This is a genomic window from Micromonospora sp. WMMD754 (assembly GCF_049315235.1).
Classification (GTDB): Bacteria; Actinomycetota; Actinomycetes; order Mycobacteriales; family Micromonosporaceae; genus Micromonospora; species Micromonospora sediminicola.
Genome location: NZ_CP186058.1, coordinates 2037402 through 2057511 on the forward strand (window position 1 = coordinate 2037402; position 20110 = coordinate 2057511).

Here is a 20110-nt window from a genome sequence, read left to right on the forward strand (position 1 = left end):
TACGACCACGGTCACCGGTCGGCGATCCCTTTCCGGTTCCGATGACCGTCGTACCGCCGGGGTAGGAAGGCCACATGCAACAGCGCCCCCGGTTCTCGTTGACCACCACGGTGCTCGACGCACCGTCCGCCCAGGACCTCGCCGCCTTCTACGAGCGGCTGCTCGGCTGGCCTCGGAGTGAGGACGAGCCGGAATGGGTCGTCCTCACTCCGTCGGGCGGTGGCGCCGGCCTCGCCTTCCAGGACGAGCCGGCGTACGTGCGTCCGGTCTGGCCGGCCGGGCCGGGTGACCCGCCGATGATGCTGCACCTGGACATCAAGGTCGACGACCTCGACGCGGCATCGGCGTACGCGGTGTCGCTCGGCGCGACCGTGCCGGACTTCCAGCCGCAGGACGACGTGCGCGTGCATCTCGATCCGGCCGGGCACCCGTTCTGCCTCTACCTCTGAGCGGTGACGGGTGCAGCGCCGCATCCACGGATGCGGCGCTGCCTCCCGTACGACTGGTCAGCTGACCTTTTTCCGGTAGATCGCGGTCGCGGCGGCGTAGGCGGCGACGAGCAGGCCGGCGCACCAGGCGAGGGCGATCCAGATGTCGTTGCCGACGGGCTGCTCCGCGAACAGCGCGCGGAGGGTGTTCACGATCGACGTCACCGGTTGGTTCTCGGCGAACCACGCGACCGGGCCGGGCATCGAGTCGGTGGGGACGAACGCCGAGCTGATGAACGGCAGGAAGATCAGCGGGTAGCTGAACGCGCTCGCGCCGTCGACGGTCTTGGCGGACAGGCCCGCGATGACGGCGATCCAGGTGAGCGCGAGGGTGAACAGGATCAGGATGCCGGCGACGGCGAGCCAGTCGGCCACGGACGCCCCGGTGCGGAACCCCATGGCCAGCGCGACGCCGGTGACGATCACCAGCGAGGCCAGGTTGGCGACGAGCGAGGTCAGGACGTGCGCCCACAGCACGGACGGTCGGGGGATCGGCATCGACTGGAAGCGCTCGAAGATGCCGCCCTGCATGTCCAGGAACAGGCGGTACGCCGTGTAGGCGATGCCGGAGGCGATCGTGATGAGGAGGATGCCCGGCAGCATGTAGTTGATGTAGGAACCGCCGGATCCGATGTCTATGGCACCGCCCAGCACGTACACGAAGAGCAGCATCAGCGCGACGGGGGTGACCGCCGTGGTGATGATGGTGTCCGGGCTGCGGAGGATGTGCCGCAGAGAGCGGCCGGTGAGGGTGCCGGTGTCACTGAGGACGTGGGTGGTCATCGGGATTCCCCTCCGCTGTGGCCGACGAGGGCGAGGAAGACGTCCTCGAGGGTCGGCTGCTTCTCGACGTATTCGACCCGGGCGCTCGGAATGAGCTGCTTCAGCTCGGTGAGCGTGCCGTTCTGGATGATCGTGCCCTCGTGCAGGATCGCGATCCGGTCGGCGAGGTGTTCGGCCTCGTCCAGGTATTGAGTGGTCAGCAGGATGGTGGTGCCGTCCTCGGCGAGCTGCCGCACGGTCCGCCAGACCTCGATGCGGGCCTGCGGGTCGAGGCCGGTGGTCGGCTCGTCGAGGAACACGACCGGCGGGTTGCCGACGAGGCTCATCGCGATGTCGAGCCGCCGGCGCATGCCGCCCGAGTACGTCCCCGCCCGGCGGTTCCCGGCGTCGGTGAGCGAGAAACGGGCGAGCATGTCGTCGGCGACCGCACCGGGGTTCTTCAGGTGACGGAGCTTCGCGACCAGGACCAGGTTCTCCCGGCCGGTGAGCACCTCGTCGACGGCGGCGAACTGGCCGGTCAGGCTGATCGACTCGCGGACCTCGCGCGGTGCCGAGGCGACGTCGAAGCCGTGCACGGTCGCGGTGCCGCCGTCCGCCTTGAGCAGCGTCGAGAGGATCCGTACCAGCGTGGTCTTTCCGGCGCCGTTCGAGCCGAGCAGGGCGAAGATGCTCCCCGCCGCCACGTCGAAGTCGACGCCCCGCAGCACGTGCAGGTCCTTGTAGGACTTGGTGACGCCCCGCACGCTGATCGCGGGTTCGCGCGTTCCGGTGGTCATGCGTCCTTCTCCTCGCTGGTGTCGCCGGCGGCGGCGTCGATCGCCGTCCGGAGTCGCTCGCGCTCCTTGTCGATCCACTGCCGGCCCGAGTACGCCCGCAGGAACGTCTCGGCGAACTCGACCGGGTCGTCGCCGACGATCGCGCGGACCGGCGTGCCGTCGGCCGCCGCACGCTCCCAGAGGTCGACGAAGTCGCCGAGCATCGTGATGAGCGTGTTCCCGTCGACGATCCCGCCCTGGTACATGAAGTACCGCTGCAGGGCCTTGGCCGCGCCGCGGTGCGGCTCCGGCAGGGCCTCCATGCGGGCCATGTGCTGCTTGTACTGCTTCTTCTGGTCGAGCGATCCGACGAGCGTCTCGATCCACTTCGCGGCCATGGTCATGCTCCTTCGTCGTGTGCGTTGTCGGTGTCGCGAAGTTGCTCGATGCGCTCCGTGAGGACGCTCCACGTCCCCCAGAACTCGGCGAGTTGCTCCCGCCCCTTCGCGTTGAGCGAGTAGACCTTCCGCGGGGGCCCCTTCTCGGAGGGAACCTTCTCCACGTCCACGAAGCCGCGTTGCTCGACGCGGACGAGCAGCGCGTAGATCGTGCCTTCCGCGATGTCCGAGAATCCGCGGTCGCGCAGCCACGCGGTGATCTCGTAGCCGTACGCGGACCGGCGGGCCAGGATCGCCAGCACGATGCCTTCGAGCGTGCCCTTGAGCATTTCGGTCATCTGGTTGCCCACGTCGTCATCCCCTCGCTACCAAGTGACGCTGACTACCAGTAGAAAGTAACACTAGGTACCGCTAGATAGCAACGCTGAATACCGAGGTTCTGTCCTACCGTCGACGGGTGACCACCACACCGTCGGCTCGCGCCGTGAGCCAGTACGCGACGACGACCGACAACCTCACCGCGCGCATCGCGCTGCACGGGTACGGGACGAACCCGCAGGACTGGTACTCCTGGCTCGGCGAGCGGTTGCCGCTGGCCGGGGACGTGCTGGAGGTGGGCGCCGGCACGGGCGAGCTGTGGCGGCGGGTGGAGCGCCCCGCGGCCGGGCTGCGGCTCACGCTGACCGACTTCTCACCCGCGATGTGCGCGCGGCTGCGCGAGGTGCCCGGGGCCCGGGTGCAGCGCTGCGACGCCACCCGCCTGCCCTACGCCGACGCCGCCTTCGACGCGGTGATCGCCAACCACATGCTCTACCACCTCGACGACCCCGACGCCGCGCTGCGCGAGTTCGCCCGGGTGCTGCGCCCGGGCGGTCGGCTGGCCATGGCGCTGAACGGTCGCGACCACCTCGCCGAGCTGGACACGCTCGGGCCGGCGGTCGGCCGTGCCCAGGTGGCCGCCGGATTTCACCAGGACGGCACCACCGCCGAGGAGGCACCGGCCCGGATCGCCGCCCACCTGGGCGACGTGACGGTCGAGCGCTACCCGGACGAGCTGGCGGTGCCCACCGTCGAGCCGGTCCTCGCCTACCTCGCCAGCATGGTCGGGCCGCTCACCGCCGCGCAGGAGTCGGCCGTCCGGGACCGGGTCCGCGCCCGGATCGAGGCCGAGGGCACCTTCCGGGTACGCAAGCACACGGTGCTGATCAGCGCGACGCGCGGCCCCCGCTGACCCGGACGAAGGCGCGCCAGGCGGCCGGACTGAAGGTGAGGACGGGACCGGTCGGGTCCTTGCTGTCGCGCACGCCGACCACCCCGACAAGATTGTCCGCCACCTCGACGCACTCGCTCTGCCCGCTCCGCGTCGAGGTACGCCAGACAGCGCCGATCAGCTCCATGACTCGACCACTTCCTTCATCAGCTCGATCGACTGGCGGCGGGACAGCGCCTCGCTGCGGACGCTCTCCCACCTGGACAGCAGGATAGCCACGTCCTCATCGTTGTCGATCACCGTTCCGCCGAGCTGGTTCTCCAGATAGCCGACCCAGCCACCGTCGCCGCCGCGGGCTAGCGTGAACGGTCCGGTCAGTCCGATGTGCAGACTGACGTCGACCGGTATGACGTGAACGGCGACGTGTGGCAGCTCGCTCGCCTCGATCAGATGGGCCACCTGTTGACCCATCACCCCACGGAATGACTCGTCCGCACGTCGCAGCACGGCCTCCTCGATCACCGCGACGAATTTGGGTGGATCGGGGCGGGTGAGCACGGACTGCCGGTCCAGTCGGACCGCCAACCGACGGTCGGCCTCCTCGCTGTCCAGCATGTCGTCCGTGCGGATCATGGAGCGGGCATAGTTCTCGGTCTGCAACAGGCCGGGGATCAGGCTGGGCTGGTAACAGCGCAGCTGCTGGGCCTGGCGTTCGGCTTCGAGCCAGGGGCGGAACCAGCTCGGCTGGCCGTCCCGCTCGGCGAGCTTGAGCAGCGACGTGAGCAGCCCACCGGTGCCCAGCACCTCGTCGGCCCGCTTCAGGAAGAACCGGTCCAGCGGCCGCTGGCCCAGCTCCACCGCCGACACCTGCGAGTTGGAGAAGTGCACCAGCCTCCCGAACTCCTCCTGGCTCAGTTCGGCCTTGAGTCGCAGCCGCCGCAGTTGCGTGCGGATCAGCTCGGCGGTCGGCTCGTTCTCCACCCGTCCTCCTCGGTCACCCGCCGGTTTCCCGACCCCTCCCCGGGCCGACGCCGACGACTTCCGAGCGTAGTGGTGTCCTCAGCAGACTGTCACGCATGATCCTTCCCGTACCCCGGCTCGGGCCGCACCCGGACCGGCCCCGCCCCTACCCGCCGGACCACCCGGCGCACCTGCCGATCCGGCCCCTCTGGCTGTGCCGGGCGTGCGGCGCGCCGTGGCCCTGCGCGCAGGCACGCCTGCTGCTCAAGGTCGAGTACGCCGACCACCCCGTCGACCTGGCCGTCTACCTGTCCGGGCTCTACCACGAGGCCACCCACGACCTGTTCCGGCTCAACCCGCACGACGGGCCCACCCCGCGCGAGCTGTTCGAGCGGTTCATCGGCTGGGGGCCGTACCGGCGTGGCATCCGGGAATGACCACCGGTTGAGGCTTTCCGGCACCCTCGTGCGCCGAGGTGGCGTGAAGTCTCCACGGGAAGTTCAACGATACGATTCAAGGGCATGACCACCGGAGACTTCGCTCTGACCATGGACGAGCTGCGCGAGGTGACCCGCTACGTGGCCCGGCACGCGGAAGACGTCCTGCCGGTCTACGAACGGGCCGTACCCGGCGACCCGCGGCCCCGCGCGGCGATCGAGGCCGCCCGCGCGTTCGTCGACGGCGCCGACCGGACCAATCGGCAACGGGTCACCTCCGTCGACGCGCACCGGGCCGCCCGGTCCGCGCCGTCCGAGGCCGCGCGCCTGGCCGCACGGTGCGCCGGGGACGCCGCGTCGGCCGCGTACCTGCACCCCATCGCCCGGGCCACCCAGGTCGGCCACATCCTGCGCGCCGCCGCGAGCGCCGCACGCGTGGGCGAGCTGGCGGCGGGCGACGCCCCGGCGGTCGGCGAGGCGCTCCTGGAACGGTCCCGGCGGTGGGCCACGCCGACGCTCGTCGACGTGCTCCACCGGTACCCGCCCACGACCGGTGGCGGCAGCCGGGTCGCCCGGCTGATGAACGCCCTGGACACGGCGCTGCGGGGCACGCCGTCCACCGGATCGGAGCGCCGGTCGTGATCCTCCCGAAGGTGCGGGACCCCCGCTTCACCACCATCCGTCGGGGCGGGACCCTCACCGACGCCGACCACCACCTCCTCGCCCTGTGGGCCGCCGTGTGCGCGGAGCACGTGCTTCCCCTCTTCGAGGCGGCGCAGCCCGAGGACCCGCGTCCGCGCGAGGCGATCGAGCGGGTCCGAGCCTGGACGCGGGGTGAGGTGACGATGACGTCCTCGCGCACCGCCGGCGGGCACGCGATGGGCGCGGCCCGGCCGCTGCGCGGGGCGGCGCGCCATGCCGCGTACGCCGCCGGCCAGGCCGCCGTGGTCGCCCACGTCGCGGCGCACGAACTCGGCGCGGCCGCGTACGCGATCAAGGCGGTACGGGCGGCGGCGCCGGCCGACCGGAGCGTGGCGGCGGGGCGGGCCGAGTGCCGGTGGCAGCGCGACCGGTTGCCGGCGGCGATCCGCGAACTGGTGCTGGACGACCAGCGGTTGCGCAACGACATCTGCTGGTCGGTGTTCGACTGCTGAGCGCGAAGTCGTGGAAAGACGACCGGCCCGCCGGCAACCATTCCGCGACGGGGCGACGTCTGGAAGGGCATCCCCGCCGACGCACCACCTGACCCGAAGGACCGGCTCGTGTGGACCCTCTCCTGAGTGAGTTCGACTCGTTCGTGCGCACCCGAACGCCGGCGCTCCTGCGTTCGGCCTACCTGCTGACCGGTGACCAGCACCTCGCCGAGGACCTCGTGCAGTCGGCCCTGGCCCGCACCCACCGCTCGTGGAGCCGGCTGCACGACAGCGGCAACGCCGAGGCGTACACCCGGAAGATCATGTATCACCTCCAGGTCTCGTGGTGGCGCCGCCGCCGGGTGGCCGAGTCGATGCCGGGCGACCTGCCCGAGCCACGCGGAGGCGACTCGGCCCTCGACCACGCCCGCCAGATCACGCTGCGGCTCACCCTCCGGGCCGCGCTGGCCCGGCTCTCCGCCAAGCAGCGGGCGGTGCTGGTGCTGCGGTTCTTCGAGGACCGCACCGAGGCCGAGGCCGCCGACCTGCTCGGCGTGACCGTCGGCACGGTCAAGAGCCAGACCTCCAAGGCGTTGGCCAAGCTGCGCAACGTCGCGCCGGAACTCGCCGACCTGTACGCCACGGAAGGAACCACCCGATGAACCAGGACCGCCTGCGCCTCGACCTGGCCGACCTGGCCGACGAAGTCACCCCGGTCGACCTGCGGGACCGGGCCCTGCGTACCTCCCGACGGCTCGGTATCCAGCGGGTCGTCGTCACCTCGGCCGCCGCGCTGGCGGTGCTGGCCGTCGCGACCGGCACGGCGCTGGCGATCCGGCCGAACGGTCAGGCGCCCGCGCCGGCCGGGCCGTCGGTGACCAGCACCGCCCCGCCGGTCGAGCCCACCCCGACCGCGCCGGTCGAGCCGTCCCGTACGCCCTCGACCGCACCCGACGACACCACCGGCGGCGGACCCGGCGTCGACGGAACGATCGGCCGGCTCGTCTACGCCCCGTCCGAACTGGCGAACGCGCCGTCGTCGACGAGCACCGTCCGGCTGCAGTCCTGGCGACCGGGCGGTGACCCCGTCCGCCTGCTCGGTATCCCGTACCGGCCGGCGCAGCTCAACGTCGCCGTGGCACCGGACGGGCAGCGGGTGGCCTGGGTCGAGGAGACCGGCGCGGTGTGGGTCTCGGCGCTGGACGGGTCGGGGCGGCGCAAGCTCAGGGACGGAGTCGACGACATCTGCTGGTCGCCCGTCTGGTTGCCGAACTCACGACAACTCGTCGTGCGTCTGGCCGCCGACCGCGGCGGCTACTCCGACACCGGCCTGCTCGACATCTCCTCCGGGACGTTCACGAAGGTCACGGGCCTCGACGGCTGTCACGCCGTGTTCGCGGCGGACGGCACGCTGGCGTTCGCCGACGGTTCCGACGGGACCGTCGTCCTCACCGACCGGAGCGGCAGGACGCGACGGACGGTGCCGGGCCTGGGCGTCAAGGGCAGCCGGTACGTCTGCTTCGACCTGTCCAGCCTCTCCCCGGACGGCCGGCGGATCGCTCTGTACCGGATCGACCGGAGCGGCACGTACGGCGACGCGGCGCGGGACCTCGTGGTCAACGCCGTGCTCGACACCCGGAGCGGGAAGGAACTGGCGCTGCCGCTGGGGGGACGTCAGCTGCGGCAGGTCTTCTTCCAGTCCGACGGATCCATGGTGGTCCGGGTCCGCGACGGTGACCGCTACGCGGTGGTCCTCGTGGACGCCGCAGGCAACAAGATCGCGGAGCGGGCGGAGCCCTCCGGTCTGCGGGAGATGCAGATCGTCAGCGCGCTCGGCTGAGACGACGCGTCCCGGGTGGGCCACCGTCGGGTGGCCCACCCGCACAACGGTCAGCGCAGGACGGTGACCGCCGCGTCCGCGCTGACGTGCTTCCACGGCACCAGCACCACCGTCCCGTCCCGCTCCAGGACCTTCGCGTCGCTGCCCTCGGTGCCGGCCGACCGGGGTCCCTCGGCGAGCACCGCCGCCTTCCCGGTCGCCGGGTCGATCCGGACCAGCCGCGGCGCGAGGTCCCGGTGGTCGCCGACCTCCCAGGCGAGCACCCCCTGCTCGTCGAGGCGGATCAGCTCCACCTCGCTGTCGGTGTGCCCGGTCGAGACCCAGCGCCGCTCCCCGGTGGCCAGGTCGATCGCCACCACCTGGTTGGCCTGGCGCATCTTGCCCGGCACGTTCGCCGCCTCGGTGGGCAGGTAGAGCGTGTCGCCGTCGGCCAGGTAGGGCCGGACCGCCGGACCCTCCACCGTGTTCGAGCGGTTGACCGGCAGGTCGCTGAAGCGCGTACCGCCGACGGGGTTGCCGAACGTGGCCCGCGCCTTCCCGGCGGCGTCGCGCGCGACGAACGTCCGGCCCTCCAGGCCGGGCAGGCTGACCAGCGGGTCGACGCTGAGCACGCCGTCGCTCTGCTGCGCGTCGGGCAACTGCTGCCGCCAGCGCACCGCGCCGGTGGCCGGGTCCAGGCCGAGCAGCGCGCCCCGGACGCCGTCGCAGCGGGCGGTCACCACGGCCTGCGTGCCGGCGGCCTGCGCGTCGGTGACCCGGCAGTCCCGGCCGGGCAGCAGCCGGTCGGCGTCGGTCTGCCAGAGCCGCTTGCCGTCGGCCAGCGAGTAGCCGAGGACGCGCTGGTCGGAACGGACGACCACCTGCCCGCCGGCCACCGACAGGTCCGGCGCGGTGAGCATGCCCCGGCCCTTCAGGCGCTCGGCCGGGAACGTCACCTGCCAGGTCCGGGTGCCGGCGGCGGCGTCGAAGCCGACCAGCGTGTCGCAGGAGTCGGCGGAGCCGAGGGCCACCACGCCGCGCCCCTCGGCCAGCGTCTGGGCGGCGCCGCAGAGCGAGCTGCCCGGCGGCGCCGGAACGCCCCACGCCTGCCCGCCGTCGGTCAACCGGTAGGCGATGATCCCGTCGGGCTGGGCGCGCGCCACCGCGTCGCCGATCAGCCAGGCGCCGAACATGTCCTGCCCGTCGAACGTCTTCAGGCCGTTGCGCTGCCGTTCGGGGAAGTCGAGCACCCAGGCGGTGCGCAGCTCCCGCCCGTCGTCGTCGCCGCCGACCAGACGGGACACGCCGTAGGCGGTGCCGGCGGCGACCGCCAGCACGGCCACCAGCCCGCCGGCCAGGAGCAGCGCCAGACGCCCGCGCCGCTTCGGCGCCGCGGGCGGCGGACCGGCCGGGCCGGGCCAACCCGCCGGCGGGTACGCGTGCGGCGGCTGCTGGTGCTGGTGCTGGTACGTCATCCGTCGTCTCCGATCCGGCTCAGCGCGCCTGGGCGCGGACGTAGGAGGCCCAACCGGCCTGGAACTCGTCGAGTGACACGCCCAGGACGTCCCGGGCGGCGCGGTCGGTCGGGGTGCCGGCGTAGACGGCGTCGACGAAGCGGAACAGCTTCGCCTCGCCGTACTTCTCGGCCAGGTGGTTCATCGCCGCGTGCCCGAGCCAGTAGTGGAAGCTGACCCGGCCCGGGGCGTCCCACTCGCCGTTGCCCGGCAGCGTGCCGTTCCACCCGTCCCGGACGAGCCGCCGGGCCGCCGCCGTGCGCTCGCTCGCGCCCAGCGGGCGGCCGTGGAAGGCGACGTACTCGGCGAAGCCCTCGACCACCCACTCGTCGAGCCGGTCGAACGCGTCCACCTCGGCCAGGTCGGTCCGGGGGGTCATCAGCGAGTGCGCCACCTCGTGCCGGAAGACCATGCCGGCGTCGTTGCCGCCGCCGGAGCGGGTGAAGTAGTCCTCGCCGGTGTCGACGACCACGCGGGTGCCGCCGATGGTGAACTTCCCGTCCGTGCGCTCGGCCGCCACCAGGCCGAGGGAGAACCCCGCCTCGGTGGCTTTTTCCTTGCCGACCCGGTAGAGCGAGGTCAGCTCGTCCTTGCCCTTGGCCAGCGCGAGGACGAAGCCCTTCGGCACCGGGCCGGGCAGCCCGCCGGACCGCCACACGGCCAGGTCGTGGGCGACCGCGGCCTCGGCCGCCGGGGCGAGGCGCTTCGCCTCCGCGGCGCGGGTGGCGTCGGTGACGATCAGGGCGTGCGGCGTCCGCTCGACGTGGATGTCCCGCCACTTGTCCCACGGGCCGGGGTGGTAGACGGTCTTCGAGCTGCCCCCGGCGGCGGCCGGCGCGCCGGTGACGGCGGTGACCCGGATCGGCGCGTCCCGGCCGGTGCGGACGATCGTCCAGCGGTACCACTCGGTCACCGGGGCCAGGTCGAAGCCGTCGAACTGGTGCACGAAGGAGACGTCGAGCTGGAACGTGACACCCTGGCCGAACGCGTCGCTGGCCCGGCCCTGCTGCTCGACGGTCTCGTAGCGGGCCACCGACAGGGGCAGCTTGCCCAGGTTGCGGAAGAGCTGCGTCTGCCCGGCGACCAGGTCCTTGCGGGCCGGGTCGAACGCGGCCAGGTAGCCGTCCAGGTCCTTGTCGGCCAGCGCCCTGGTGTGCCGGTCGAGCAGGGCGGCCAGCTCGGCGTCGGTGACCGTGACGCCGTTGGCCGCGGCGGCCGCCTTCGGCGCGGCGCCCTCCTCGTCGCCGCCGCGCAGGCCCAGCCCGACGCCGACCAGCGTGCCGGCGCACACCGCCAGCGCGAGCGCGCCGGCCGCGAGCCCGATCCAGAGCGCCCGGCGGGACTTCGGCGGCGGCGGTGGTGGTGGCTGCGCCCACGGCGGCCCGGGTGCGGGCGGCGGGCCGGCCGGGGGGTGAGCGTTGCCGGGCGGTGGCCAACCTGCCGCCGGTGGGTGCCCCTGCGTCATGTGGTTCCTCGCTCGTGCCGTACGCGGGACCGGCCGGGCGGCTCGCCCGACCGGATGACGGCGAACATCATCCCCGGTCCGGCCGACGGATTCTGCCCCGCCCGGACGTGCCGGGGGTTTTGTCCGGTCGGCGGGCTGTCGGGAACAGGACGTCGAGACGTCCGCCACGTCCGGCCCCCAGGGGCGTCGGGACCGGCCCGGACGGTGACAGACTGAGCGACGCGATTCTGCCGGGACGTCTGAGGGGGAGGCGCCGTGCGCTGGCGCAGCTTTGTGGCGGTGGGCGACAGCTTCACCGAGGGCATGGACGACGCGTATCCGGACGGCAGCTACCGGGGCTGGGCCGACCTGGTCGCCACCCGGCTCGCCGCCGAGGCGGGTCCGGACTTCGGCTACGCCAACCTGGCCATCCGGGGCCGGCTGTTCCCGAACGTCGTGGCCGAGCAGGTGCCGTCCGCGCTGGCCATGAAACCCGACCTGATCAGCTTCGCGGCCGGTGGCAACGACGTGCTGCGGCGCAACTTCGACCCGGACTCGTTCGTGCCGCGCTTCGACGCGGTGGTCGGGCGGCTGCGCGGCGGCGGCAGCGACGTGGTGCTGTTCCGGTTCGCCGACGTGATGGCCCGGCTGCCCGGCCAGCGGCTGGTGGCGCCCCGGGTGACCCTGCTCAACAAGGTGGTCGGCGAGGTCGCCGAGCGGCACGGCGCGATCCTGGTCGACCTCTACGCCGACGAGGCCTACCTCAACCCGATGCTGTGGAGCACCGACCGGCTGCACCTGTCCGCGGCCGGGCACCGGCGGGTCGCCGCCCAGGTGCTCGACGCGCTCGGCGTCGGCTGCGACGAGGAGTGGCTGATGGTGCCGCCGCACCCGGCGCCCACGCCGTGGCTGGCCGCGCGCGCCGCCGACCTGCGCTGGGCCGGTCAGCACCTGGCCCCGTGGATCCGGCGGCGCCTGACCGGGCGGTCCTCCGGCGACTTCGTCACCGCCAAGCGGCCGGTGCTCGGCCCGGTCGAGGCCGACTGACCGGTGCGCACCGTGCACGCCGCCGACCTGCTGCGGCTCACCCTCGACGACGAGCCCCGCGCCGGGCTGGCGGTCCTGGTCAGCGGCGACCGGGTCGAGGCGGTCGCCTCGCCGGGCGAGCTGACCGACGCGTACCCCGGGGTGCGGGTGCGGCGGTGGGCCGGCACGCTCGGGCCGGCGCTGGTGCACGACGGGCCGCTGCCTGAGGCCCCGACGCCCCGTGAGCGGGTGCACGCGCTGTTCCGCCTCGGCGTCGCCGCGGTGCTCGACGCGCACGTCGCCGACCCGGCGCTGCGGGCCGCCGCGGTCCGCAACGAGGTGGCCGTGCTGCCCGGGGCGCGACCGGCCACGTTGGTGGTCGGCGGCCGGGCCGATCTGGCCGTGTTCGACGCGGACGGCTCGTGCCGGGCCACCGTGGTCGCCGGCCGGCTGGTGCACCGCCGCGCCTGACCGGCGCCGCCGCCCGCTGATCCGGCGTACCTTGGGGATCATGCCTGTGCCGAGCGATCCGCATCCCCGCCTCCAGTCGTACGCCGACCCGCAGCGCCTGGTCACCACGGAGTGGTTGGCCGAGCACCTGGGTGACGAGGGCCTCGTGGTGGTCGAGTCCGACGAGGACGTGCTCCTCTACGACACCGGCCACATCCCCGGCGCCGTCAAGGTCGACTGGCACACCGAACTGAACGACCAGGTCACCCGCGACTACCTGGACGCCGCGAGCTTCGCCGAGCTGTGCGCGGCCAAGGGCATCGGGCGCGACGACACGGTGGTCTTCTACGGCGACAACTTCAACTGGTGGGCCGCGTACGCCCTCTGGGTCTTCTCCCTCTTCGGCCACGCCGACGTGCGGCTGCTCGACGGCGGCCGGCAGAAGTGGACCGCCGAGGGGCGGGAGCTGACCCGGGAGAAGGTGAGCCGGCCGCGTGCCACCTATCCGGTGCCGACGCGCGACGACGCGCCGATCCGGGCCTACCGGGAGCAGGTGATGGCGCACGTGGCGGCCGGTCGGCCGCTGGTCGACGTGCGTTCGCCGGGTGAGTACACCGGCGAGATGCTGCACATGCCCGACTATCCGCAGGAGGGCGCGCTGCGTGGCGGGCACATCCCGGGCGCGGTGAGCAAGCCGTGGAAGTCCGCCGCGAACGACGACGGCACGTTCAAGTCGGCCGACGAGCTGCGCGCGATCTACGCCGACCAGCTCGGGTTGAGCCCGTCCGACGACGTGGTGGCCTACTGCCGGATCGGCGAGCGGTCCAGCCACACCTGGTTCGTGCTGCACCACCTGCTCGGTTTCCCGCAGGTGCGCAACTACGACGGCTCCTGGACCGAGTGGGGCAACCTGGTCCGGGCACCAGTGGTCAAGGGCGACCAGCCCGGCGGCCTGACCCGCTGAGCGTCCCGGCCGGCCCTCGTCCGGGGGCCGGCCGGTCAGCGGGCGGGCAACGACACCGGCCCGGTCACGTCGCGGGCCACCAGGTCGACCTCGCCGGTCTCCGGTCGCCAGCGGGCCAGGCCGGTGGGGTCGGAGCGGAACAGCACCGCACCGTCGGCCGACCACCCGAGCACCTCGCAGCAGGCCTTCGCCCGGTCCTCGCGGCCCAGGTCGAGCAGGCGGGTGACCGCCCCGGTGCGGGCGTCCACCACGGCCACGCCCTCCGCCCCGCCCATGCTGCCGGTGGTGGTCCAGCCCGCCTGGGCGATCCGGTCGCCGCGTTGCCAGCCCCGCCCGTAGACCTCGTCGAGCCGGTAGTCGGGCGGAAGGCCGTCGGTGCCCACCGGCCGCTGCTGCGGCGTGCCGCCGGTGCCGGGATAGCGGCGTACGGACAGGCCGTCCTCCGCGCCGCCGAGGGCGAGCAGGTCGCCGGGGCGGCCCGGCTCGGGCACGACCAGCCCCCACGGGTCGACCGGCAGCTCGCGGGCTTTCCCGCTGCCCCGGTCCAGCTCGTACGCGGTGTCGTTGTCGCCGACGAGCAGCCGGTCGCCGGCCCAGACGACGTGTTCCAGGTAGCCGGCGAGCGGGTAGCGACGCACGGAGGCGTCGGTCAGGTCGACCACGACCACCTCGCCGGTCTGCGCGAACGCGGCGGTCCGGCCGTCCGGCGACAGGCTGCCCGGCTTGAGCGGCGCGGCCTCGTTGCCACTGGCGTCCCGGGTGGGGGCGAGCGTCACCACGTCGAGTTCCCGGACCAACCCGTCGTCGCCGAGCACCCGGACCGGGCCGGCCTCGCCGGTCTTCGGATCGACCGGTTGGCGAAGTGCCAGCGCGCGGTCGACCGGCCGGGCGGAGAGCGGTGCGGCGACCGGGTCGCCGAGCCGGCCCAGCGGATCGGCGATCAGGCCGGGTACGAGCGGGGGCTGCTGCACCGGCGGCGCGCTCGGGGCCGGGCGTACCACCGGGTGGGCCGGGGCGGACGGGCCGGCGCGGTGCAGGAGCGCCGCCGTGCCGCCGGTGACCAGCGCGACGGCCAGCGCGGCGGCGCCGGCGGCCCGGCGGGCGCGACGGACCCGGCGGGCCCGTTCCCAGCCGGTGGCGGCGGGCCGGGTCGGCCGGACGTCCTCGGCGGCCCGGGTCAGCAGCCGGGTCAGGTCGGGTTCGTTCACGGGTTCGCCTCCATCCCGGTGACCAGGCCGTCGCCGGCGCCGCCGAGGTCGGGCGCCACCTGGCGGAGCCGGCGCAGCGCGTCGTGGCACTGGCTCTTGACGGTGCCGACCGTGACCCCGAGCGCCTCGGCGGTGGCCGTCTCGGTCAGGTCCTCGAAGTAGCGCAGCACCAGGACCGCCCGCTGGCGTGGCGGAAGCCGGTCGAGCGCGGCGCGGACGGAGAGCCGCAGCGCGTCGTCGGCGTCCGCGCCCGCCCGCTCCGGCGGGTACGCGCTGAGCCGTTCCCGCCGCCGGCGCCGCCACCAGGAGACCGCGTCCCGGTAGAGGATGGCCCGCACGTACGCGGCCGGGTCGCCGTCGCGCACCGACGGCCAGCGCAGCGCCAGCTTCAGCAACGCCTCCTGGAGCAGGTCCTCGGCCTGGTGCCGGTTGCCGCAGACCAGGTACGCGGCACGCAGCAGCCGGTGCTGGTGGGCCTCGACGAACGCGAGGTAGTCGGCCCGCCCGTCGTCCGCGGCACGCCCCATCCGGCTCCTCCCTCCGTCACCTCGCAGACGCGTGGGACGGGGGGAAAGGTTGGGTCAGGTAGCGCTGGATCGTCGGGCCGACCCAGACGGCCAGCTCCTCCGGGTCGAGGTCGACCACGGGCGGTAGCCGGACGACGTACCGGGTGAGGGCGAGGCCGAGGATCTGACTGGCCACCAGGCCGGCCCGGCGGGCGGCGGTGGCCGGGTCGGCGCCGGACCGGGCCACGGCGGTGGCGAGCTGGTCGGCGAAGATGCCGCGCATCCGTTCGGCCGCCCCGGGGTTGGTGCTGGCGGCCCGGAGCAGGGCAACCAGCGTCCCGTCCGCCTCCCAGCGGCGCACGAAGTGCCGGATCAGCGTCTCACCGAGCCGTTCCGGCGGCACCCGGGTCAGGTCGGGCAGGTGCAGGTCGAACTCGGCCGCCGCCGCGAAGAGCCCCTCCTTGCTGCCGTAGTAGCGCATGACCATGGACGGGTCGATCCGGGCGTCGGCGGCGATGGCCCGGATGGTGGCGCGGTCGTAGCCGTCGGCGGCGAAGCGGGCCCGGGCGGCGCGCAGGATGGCCGCCCGGGTGGCGTCCGAGCGGCGGGTGCGGGGGGCCGTGTCGGTCATGTCCACGACTGTAGGCCAACAGCCGTTGACATCGACGCTAGTGTTGGGTCAACAAGCGTTGGCAAACAGCTGTTGACCCAGCCGGAGGTGGAGCGATGCTGCCCGAGTCCACGGACGTCCTCGTGGTGGGAGCCGGGCCGACCGGCCTCGCCGTGGCGGTGGCCCTCGCCGGTCACGGCATGACCGCGACCGTGGTCGACCGGCTGGCCGAGCCGCCCGTCACCTCCCGCGCCGCCGTCGTGCACGCCGGCACGCTGGAGATGCTGGACCGGATCGGGGTGGCCGCCCCGCTGGCCGCCCGAGGGCTGCACTCGACCCGGTTCACCGTCCGCGACCGGGACCGCGTCCTCGCCGCAGTCCCCTTCGACCGGTTGCCGTCCCGCTACCCGTACGCGCTGCTGATCTCGCAGGCCGAGACCGAGGCGGTGCTCACCGACCGGCTCACCGCGCTCGGCGGGCGGGTGCGGCGGCCGTACGAGCTGACCGGCCTCGACCTCGACGACGGCGGCGCCACCGCGCGGTTCGCCGACGGCGGCACGGTCCGGGCCCGCTGGGTCGTCGGCGCGGACGGCATGCACAGCCGGGTCCGCGAACTGGCCGGCATCGGGTTCGGCGGCCCCGCCGACCCCGGCGAGTCGTTCCTGCTCGCCGACGTGCGGGTGGACAGCACGCTCCCGCGCGACCAGGTCACCCTCTTCCTGTCCCGACAGGGCCCGCTGATCTGGGCGCCGCTGCCCGACGGCACGGTCCGGCTGGTCGCCACCGTCACCGACGCGCCGCGCGAGCCGCAGGCGCGGCACTTCCAGGCGTTGCTCGACGAGCGGGGCCCGGTCCGCCGGCCGGACCGGGTCACCGACGTGGCCTGGGCGTCCCGGTTCCGGATCCACCACCGGATCGCGGACACCTACCGGTCCGGCCCGGTCCTGCTCGCCGGCGACGCGGCGCACGTGCACAGCCCGGCCGGTGGGCAGGGGATGAACCTCGGCCTGCGGGACGCGGTCGCGCTCGGCGACGCGCTCGCCGCCGGCCCGGAGGCCCTCGACGCGTACGCCGCCGAGCGCCGCCCCCGGGCCGAGGAGGTGCTCGGCTTCGCCGCCGGGCTCACCCGGCTCGCCGCCGCCCCGCCGGCCGTCCGGCCGCTACGGGACCTGCTGCTCCGCGTGGTCTCCGCGCTCCCGCCGGCCCGGCAGCGGCTCGCCGTCCGGCTGGCCGGCTTCGAGCCCGCCCGGGGGTGACCCGCCGCCGTCGTCCCGCAACGTCACCCAGGCGGCGACCGTCACCAGCGCGAACACGGTCACGGCGGCCCACCCGACCGGCGCCAGCCCGTACGCCCGGCCGGCGAACCCGGCGAGCGCCGCGCCGACCGGGGCGGCGGCCAGACCGAGCGTCCGTTGTGCCGCGCCGACCCGGCCGAGCAGGCCCGGGGGCACGTGCCGCTGCCCGTACGCGGACCAGAGGCTGTTCCAGATCGTGGTGCCGGCGGCCAGGCCGGCCAGCGCCAGCCCACCGGTCAGCGGGTGCCGGGCCAGCGCGAACCCGGTCAACGCCAGCGTCTGCCCGAGCAGCACCCCGCGCAGCGCCGGCAGCGTGCCGAACCGGGCGGCCAGCCGGCCGGCGAGCAGCGCGCCGACCAACCCGCCGGCGATCACGCCCGCCGAGAACAGCCCGTACGCCGCCGCCGGCACCCGCAGCACCTCCAGCGCGTAGAGCACGAGCACCGCCGCCAGCCCGCTGATCGCCAGATTCGATCCCGCCGACGCGAGTGCCAACCCCCGCAACCCCCGATCCCCCCAGACCCACCGCACCCCCTCCCACCCCTCCCGCCACACCCCGATGCCGCCGATCTTGCGGTTGCGGCCCATGATCCGTCCGTTTTCCGGGGTTTCGCCCGGGCCGGAAGCGCAAGATCGGCGGGGGATCGCGAGGACGAGGGCGGCGGCCAGGGCGAAGGTGAGGGCGTCCACGGTGAACGGGAGGGCCGCGGTGGTGGCGAAGAGGACGCCGGCGAGCGGGGCGCCGACGAAACCGCCCGCCACCGTGGTGCCGGCCTGGAGGTGGGCGTTGGCGCGGGGCAGCGCCGCCGGCCGGACCACGGCGGGCAGCAGGGCGAACGCGGACGCGTCGAAGAGCGTGCCCAACAGGGCGAGCAGCAGCGCGGCGGCGGCCAGCGTGGTGATGCCGGCCTGCCCGGTGGCCACGAGCCAGGCCAGCGCCGCCACCACCACGGCCCGGGCCCCGTCCACCACCGCCATCGTCCGCCGCCGGTCCCACCGGTCCGCGTAGACGCCGCCGAGCAGGCCGAGGAGCAGCGGCGGAAGCTGCCCGGCCACGGTCACCGCGGCGACCGCCCGGGGATCCCGGGTGAGCGTCGCGGCCAGCAGCGCCAGGGCCGGCGTACGCAGCGCGTCGCCGAGCCGGGAGCAGACGGCGGCGGACCAGAGCAGCCGGTAGCTCCGGCCCAGTGCGGCGGTGGTCATGCCGACGGACGGTGCGGCCTGCACCGGGTCGAGGGTCAAGCCGACCGACGGAAAGGGGGGCGGACACTGTCGGCCACGGCCGGTACGGTGAGCGCCGAAATCCGGCACCGGGAGCGCGATTGGACCGCACCTTCCAGGTCGACCTCCGTGGCGTGGTCGACCTGCTCAGTCATCACCTCTACGGCAGCCCGCGGGTCTACGTGCGCGAGCTGCTCCAGAACGCCGTCGACGCGATCACCGCCCGTCGGGCCACCGAGCCGGACGCCCCGGCCCGGGTCCGGGTCGAGCCGCCCGAGCTGACCGGCGACGGGACGCTGCGCGTGCACGACACGGGCATCGGCCTCACCGAGGCCCAGGTGCACGAGCTGCTCGCCACCATCGGCCGCAGCTCCAAGCGGGACGAGCTGGGCTTCTCCCGGCACGAGTTCCTCGGTCAGTTCGGCATCGGCCTGCTCTCCTGCTTCCTGGTCGCGGACGAGATCCGGGTGGTCACCCGGCACGCCGACCAGCCGACCGTGCTCTGGACGGGTTGGTCCGACGGGCGCTACGCGGTGCGGCTCGCCGAGCCGGAGCAGGCCCGCAGCGAGCCCGGCACCACGGTGACGCTGGTGCCCCGACGCGACGCCGACCAGTGGTTCGGCACCCCCACCGTCACCGAGCTGGCCCGCCTCTACGGCAGCCTGCTGCCGGTGGACGTCCGCGTCGGCGACACGCCGACCACCGCCGGCCCACCGCCCTGGCCGACCACGCCCGGCGCGGCCGTCGACCGGGCCGGGCTGGCCCGCTACGCCCGTGACCTGCTCGGCTTCGTCCCGTTCGACGTGGTGCCGCTGTCGGTGCCCGAGGCCGGCCTCACCGGCGTGGCCTTCATCCTGCCCACGCCGGTGAACCCGGCCGCGCGGGCCGGGCACCGGGTCTACCTCAAGCGGATGCTGCTCGCCGAGCACGCCGACGGCCTGCTGCCCGAGTGGGCGTTCTTCGCCCACTGCGTGGTCGACGCCGGCGAGCTGCGTCCCACCGCCAGTCGCGAGGCGCTCTACGAGGACGCCCTGCTCGGCGCCGTCCGGGAGTCGCTCGGCGACCAGATCCGCGGCTGGCTGGTCCGGCTCGCCACGCACGACCCGCACCGGCTCGCCGAGTTCCTCCAGGTCCACCACCTCGGGGTCAAGGCGCTGGCGCTGCACGACGACGAGATGCTCCGCCTGGTCGACCAGTGGTGGCCGATGGACACCAACGTCGGCACGCTCACGCTCGCCGAGTTCCGCAGCCGGCACGGCCTGATCCGCTACGCCGCCAGCCTGGACGAGTTCCGCCAGCTCGCCGCCGTGGCCGCCGCGCAGGACCTGGCCGTGGTCAACGGCGGCTACACCTACGACACCGAGCTGATCGAGCGGCTGCCCACGGTGGACCGTTCGGTGCTGATCGAGCGGCTGGAGCCGAGCGACCTCACCACCCGGTTCGAGATCCTCGACCCGGCGACCGAGCTGGCCCTGCGCCCGTTCCTCGCCGGGGCGCAGCGGGCCCTGGAACGGCTCGGCTGCGAGGTGGTGGTCCGGGCGTACGACCCGGTCTCGCTGCCGGCGCTCTACCTGGTCTCCCGCTCGGCGGCCTTCCACGACCAGCTCGCCGCCAGCCGCGACAAGGCCGACGAGCTGTGGGGCGGGGTGCTCGACGCGCTGGCCGCCTCCGCCCCGCCGGACCGGCCGCAGCTGGTCCTCAACCACCGCAACCCGCTGGTCCGCCGGGTCACCACGCTGACCGACCCGGAGCTGGTCGGGCTGGCCGTCGAGGCGCTCTACGGGCAGGCCCTGCTGCTCGGCCACCATCCGATCCGGGCGGCCGACGCCGCGCTGCTGAACAGTTCCTTCCTCGGCCTGCTCGGCCGGGCCGTACCGGGACAGGAGTGA

At 74.1% G+C, this 20110-nt stretch carries 24 protein-coding genes; 12 read left to right on the forward strand and 12 right to left on the reverse strand.

What is annotated here, in order from left to right; translation table 11 throughout:
- The first annotated feature begins 74 nt into the window (after positions 1–74).
- Positions 75–449 carry a VOC family protein gene (locus ACN27B_RS09815; protein WP_099163173.1) on the forward strand — a complete coding sequence of 125 codons (375 nt, stop codon included), beginning with the start codon at positions 75–77 and terminating at the stop codon, positions 447–449.
- A 57-nt stretch (positions 450–506) separates the two neighbouring features.
- Here the strand turns inward: ACN27B_RS09815 and ACN27B_RS09820 are convergent, their stop codons facing one another.
- From ACN27B_RS09820 to ACN27B_RS09835, 4 genes are read right to left on the reverse strand one after another with little or no spacing between them, the layout of a single operon-like run.
- Positions 507–1271: an ABC transporter permease gene (locus ACN27B_RS09820; protein WP_355521955.1), complete on the reverse strand. Its 765-nt coding sequence runs from the start codon at positions 1269–1271 to the stop codon at positions 507–509.
- Positions 1268–2047 carry an ABC transporter ATP-binding protein gene (locus ACN27B_RS09825; protein WP_091566243.1) on the reverse strand — a complete coding sequence of 260 codons (780 nt, stop codon included), beginning with the start codon at positions 2045–2047 and terminating at the stop codon, positions 1268–1270. Before ACN27B_RS09825 ends, ACN27B_RS09820 begins: the two co-directional genes overlap by 4 nt.
- Positions 2044–2424, reverse strand: a complete 381-nt coding sequence (locus ACN27B_RS09830; protein ID WP_099163170.1) for a DUF1048 domain-containing protein — start codon at positions 2422–2424, stop codon at positions 2044–2046. Before ACN27B_RS09830 ends, ACN27B_RS09825 begins: the two co-directional genes overlap by 4 nt.
- Positions 2425–2426: 2 nt before the next feature.
- On the reverse strand, positions 2427–2774 hold the full coding sequence (locus ACN27B_RS09835; protein ID WP_099163169.1) for a PadR family transcriptional regulator: 348 nt from the start codon (positions 2772–2774) through the stop codon (positions 2427–2429).
- A 107-nt stretch (positions 2775–2881) separates the two neighbouring features.
- Here ACN27B_RS09835 and ACN27B_RS09840 point away from each other — a divergent pair, with 107 nt between their 5' ends.
- The gene (locus ACN27B_RS09840; RefSeq protein WP_099163168.1) at positions 2882–3655 is read left to right on the forward strand and encodes a class I SAM-dependent methyltransferase; all 774 of its coding nucleotides are present in this window, start codon (positions 2882–2884) and stop codon (positions 3653–3655) included.
- Here the strand turns inward: ACN27B_RS09840 and ACN27B_RS09845 are convergent.
- Complete coding sequence (locus tag ACN27B_RS09845) at positions 3630–3821, reverse strand: DUF397 domain-containing protein (RefSeq protein WP_091566227.1); 192 nt, start codon at positions 3819–3821, stop codon at positions 3630–3632. The two genes, ACN27B_RS09840 and ACN27B_RS09845, sit on opposite strands and share 26 nt — an antisense overlap.
- A complete protein-coding gene (locus tag ACN27B_RS09850) occupies positions 3812–4615 on the reverse strand; it encodes a helix-turn-helix domain-containing protein (protein ID WP_099163167.1) in 804 nt (267 codons plus the stop codon). Before ACN27B_RS09850 ends, ACN27B_RS09845 begins: the two co-directional genes overlap by 10 nt.
- A gap of 95 nt (positions 4616–4710) precedes the next feature.
- On the opposite strand from ACN27B_RS09850, the gene ACN27B_RS09855 reads away from it, so the two are divergent.
- The 5 genes from ACN27B_RS09855 to ACN27B_RS09875 all read left to right on the forward strand — a co-directional run bounded on the left by ACN27B_RS09855 (position 4711) and on the right by ACN27B_RS09875 (position 8004).
- A complete protein-coding gene (locus ACN27B_RS09855) occupies positions 4711–5031 on the forward strand; it encodes a hypothetical protein (RefSeq protein ID WP_099163166.1) in 321 nt (106 codons plus the stop codon).
- Between the two features lie 84 nt (positions 5032–5115).
- Positions 5116–5673, forward strand: a complete 558-nt coding sequence (locus ACN27B_RS09860; RefSeq protein WP_172967884.1) for a putative immunity protein — start codon at positions 5116–5118, stop codon at positions 5671–5673.
- Entirely contained in the window at positions 5670–6185 is a 516-nt protein-coding gene (locus ACN27B_RS09865) for a putative immunity protein (RefSeq protein ID WP_099163165.1), read from the forward strand. The genes ACN27B_RS09860 and ACN27B_RS09865 overlap by 4 nt, the downstream gene beginning before the upstream one ends.
- 110 nt (positions 6186–6295) lie before the next feature.
- Positions 6296–6826 carry a SigE family RNA polymerase sigma factor gene (locus ACN27B_RS09870; RefSeq protein WP_396824998.1) on the forward strand — a complete coding sequence of 177 codons (531 nt, stop codon included), beginning with the start codon at positions 6296–6298 and terminating at the stop codon, positions 6824–6826.
- Complete coding sequence (locus tag ACN27B_RS09875; RefSeq protein WP_422744569.1) at positions 6823–8004, forward strand: hypothetical protein; 1182 nt, start codon at positions 6823–6825, stop codon at positions 8002–8004. The genes ACN27B_RS09870 and ACN27B_RS09875 overlap by 4 nt, the downstream gene beginning before the upstream one ends.
- A 50-nt stretch (positions 8005–8054) precedes the next feature.
- Here ACN27B_RS09875 and ACN27B_RS09880 read toward each other — a convergent pair whose 3' ends face one another.
- Positions 8055–9458, reverse strand: a complete 1404-nt coding sequence (locus tag ACN27B_RS09880) for a PQQ-like beta-propeller repeat protein (protein ID WP_422744571.1) — start codon at positions 9456–9458, stop codon at positions 8055–8057.
- 19 nt (positions 9459–9477) lie between these two features.
- Complete coding sequence (locus ACN27B_RS09885; RefSeq protein ID WP_422744573.1) at positions 9478–10962, reverse strand: hypothetical protein; 1485 nt, start codon at positions 10960–10962, stop codon at positions 9478–9480.
- A 255-nt stretch (positions 10963–11217) separates the two neighbouring features.
- Here ACN27B_RS09885 and ACN27B_RS09890 point away from each other — a divergent pair, with 255 nt between their 5' ends.
- The 3 genes from ACN27B_RS09890 to ACN27B_RS09900 are packed head-to-tail and all read left to right on the forward strand — an operon-like array spanning position 11218 to position 13381.
- On the forward strand, positions 11218–11988 hold the full coding sequence (locus tag ACN27B_RS09890) for an SGNH/GDSL hydrolase family protein (protein ID WP_099163161.1): 771 nt from the start codon (positions 11218–11220) through the stop codon (positions 11986–11988).
- A 3-nt stretch (positions 11989–11991) separates the two neighbouring features.
- Complete coding sequence (locus tag ACN27B_RS09895; protein WP_422744575.1) at positions 11992–12438, forward strand: hypothetical protein; 447 nt, start codon at positions 11992–11994, stop codon at positions 12436–12438.
- A gap of 40 nt (positions 12439–12478) precedes the next feature.
- Positions 12479–13381, forward strand: a complete 903-nt coding sequence (locus ACN27B_RS09900) for a sulfurtransferase (RefSeq protein ID WP_098744219.1) — start codon at positions 12479–12481, stop codon at positions 13379–13381.
- A 35-nt stretch (positions 13382–13416) separates the two neighbouring features.
- Here ACN27B_RS09900 and ACN27B_RS09905 read toward each other — a convergent pair whose 3' ends face one another.
- Genes ACN27B_RS09905 through ACN27B_RS09915 form a run of 3 tightly spaced genes read right to left on the reverse strand, consistent with a single transcriptional unit; the run spans position 13417 to position 15732 of the window.
- Positions 13417–14589 (reverse strand): hypothetical protein, encoded by a 1173-nt coding sequence (locus tag ACN27B_RS09905; RefSeq protein WP_422744577.1) that lies wholly within the window; start codon positions 14587–14589, stop codon positions 13417–13419.
- Entirely contained in the window at positions 14586–15116 is a 531-nt protein-coding gene (locus ACN27B_RS09910) for a SigE family RNA polymerase sigma factor (RefSeq protein WP_099163158.1), read from the reverse strand. Before ACN27B_RS09910 ends, ACN27B_RS09905 begins: the two co-directional genes overlap by 4 nt.
- A gap of 16 nt (positions 15117–15132) precedes the next feature.
- A complete protein-coding gene (locus tag ACN27B_RS09915) occupies positions 15133–15732 on the reverse strand; it encodes a TetR family transcriptional regulator (RefSeq protein ID WP_099163157.1) in 600 nt (199 codons plus the stop codon).
- 89 nt (positions 15733–15821) lie between these two features.
- Between ACN27B_RS09915 and ACN27B_RS09920 the strand changes: the two genes are divergently transcribed.
- Positions 15822–16961 carry an FAD-dependent oxidoreductase gene (locus ACN27B_RS09920; RefSeq protein ID WP_396824924.1) on the forward strand — a complete coding sequence of 380 codons (1140 nt, stop codon included), beginning with the start codon at positions 15822–15824 and terminating at the stop codon, positions 16959–16961.
- Here ACN27B_RS09920 and ACN27B_RS09925 read toward each other — a convergent pair.
- The gene (locus ACN27B_RS09925; RefSeq protein WP_422744580.1) at positions 16866–18203 is read right to left on the reverse strand and encodes an MFS transporter; all 1338 of its coding nucleotides are present in this window, start codon (positions 18201–18203) and stop codon (positions 16866–16868) included. The genes ACN27B_RS09920 and ACN27B_RS09925 overlap by 96 nt on opposite strands.
- 119 nt (positions 18204–18322) lie before the next feature.
- Between ACN27B_RS09925 and ACN27B_RS09930 the strand changes: the two genes are divergently transcribed.
- Positions 18323–20110 carry an HSP90 family protein gene (locus ACN27B_RS09930; protein WP_422744582.1) on the forward strand — a complete coding sequence of 596 codons (1788 nt, stop codon included), beginning with the start codon at positions 18323–18325 and terminating at the stop codon, positions 20108–20110.

Bases quoted from the DNA above. Each gene is read 5' to 3' on its own strand.
- ACN27B_RS09920 (WP_396824924.1), top strand. From the start codon at position 15,822: ATGCTGCCCGAGTCCACGGACGTCCTCGTGGTGGGAGCCGGGCCGACC.
- ACN27B_RS09925 (WP_422744580.1), bottom strand. From the start codon at position 18,203: ATGACCACCGCCGCACTGGGCCGGAGCTACCGGCTGCTCTGGTCCGCC.
- ACN27B_RS09900 (WP_098744219.1), top strand. From the start codon at position 12,479: ATGCCTGTGCCGAGCGATCCGCATCCCCGCCTCCAGTCGTACGCCGAC.
- ACN27B_RS09855 (WP_099163166.1), top strand. From the start codon at position 4,711: ATGATCCTTCCCGTACCCCGGCTCGGGCCGCACCCGGACCGGCCCCGC.
- ACN27B_RS09910 (WP_099163158.1), bottom strand. From the start codon at position 15,116: ATGGGGCGTGCCGCGGACGACGGGCGGGCCGACTACCTCGCGTTCGTC.
- ACN27B_RS09880 (WP_422744571.1), bottom strand. From the start codon at position 9,458: ATGACGTACCAGCACCAGCACCAGCAGCCGCCGCACGCGTACCCGCCG.
- ACN27B_RS09860 (WP_172967884.1), top strand. From the start codon at position 5,116: ATGACCACCGGAGACTTCGCTCTGACCATGGACGAGCTGCGCGAGGTG.
- ACN27B_RS09815 (WP_099163173.1), top strand. From the start codon at position 75: ATGCAACAGCGCCCCCGGTTCTCGTTGACCACCACGGTGCTCGACGCA.
- ACN27B_RS09820 (WP_355521955.1), bottom strand. From the start codon at position 1,271: ATGACCACCCACGTCCTCAGTGACACCGGCACCCTCACCGGCCGCTCT.
- ACN27B_RS09885 (WP_422744573.1), bottom strand. From the start codon at position 10,962: ATGACGCAGGGGCACCCACCGGCGGCAGGTTGGCCACCGCCCGGCAAC.
- ACN27B_RS09875 (WP_422744569.1), top strand. From the start codon at position 6,823: ATGAACCAGGACCGCCTGCGCCTCGACCTGGCCGACCTGGCCGACGAA.
- ACN27B_RS09825 (WP_091566243.1), bottom strand. From the start codon at position 2,047: ATGACCACCGGAACGCGCGAACCCGCGATCAGCGTGCGGGGCGTCACC.
- ACN27B_RS09845 (WP_091566227.1), bottom strand. From the start codon at position 3,821: ATGGAGCTGATCGGCGCTGTCTGGCGTACCTCGACGCGGAGCGGGCAG.
- ACN27B_RS09830 (WP_099163170.1), bottom strand. From the start codon at position 2,424: ATGGCCGCGAAGTGGATCGAGACGCTCGTCGGATCGCTCGACCAGAAG.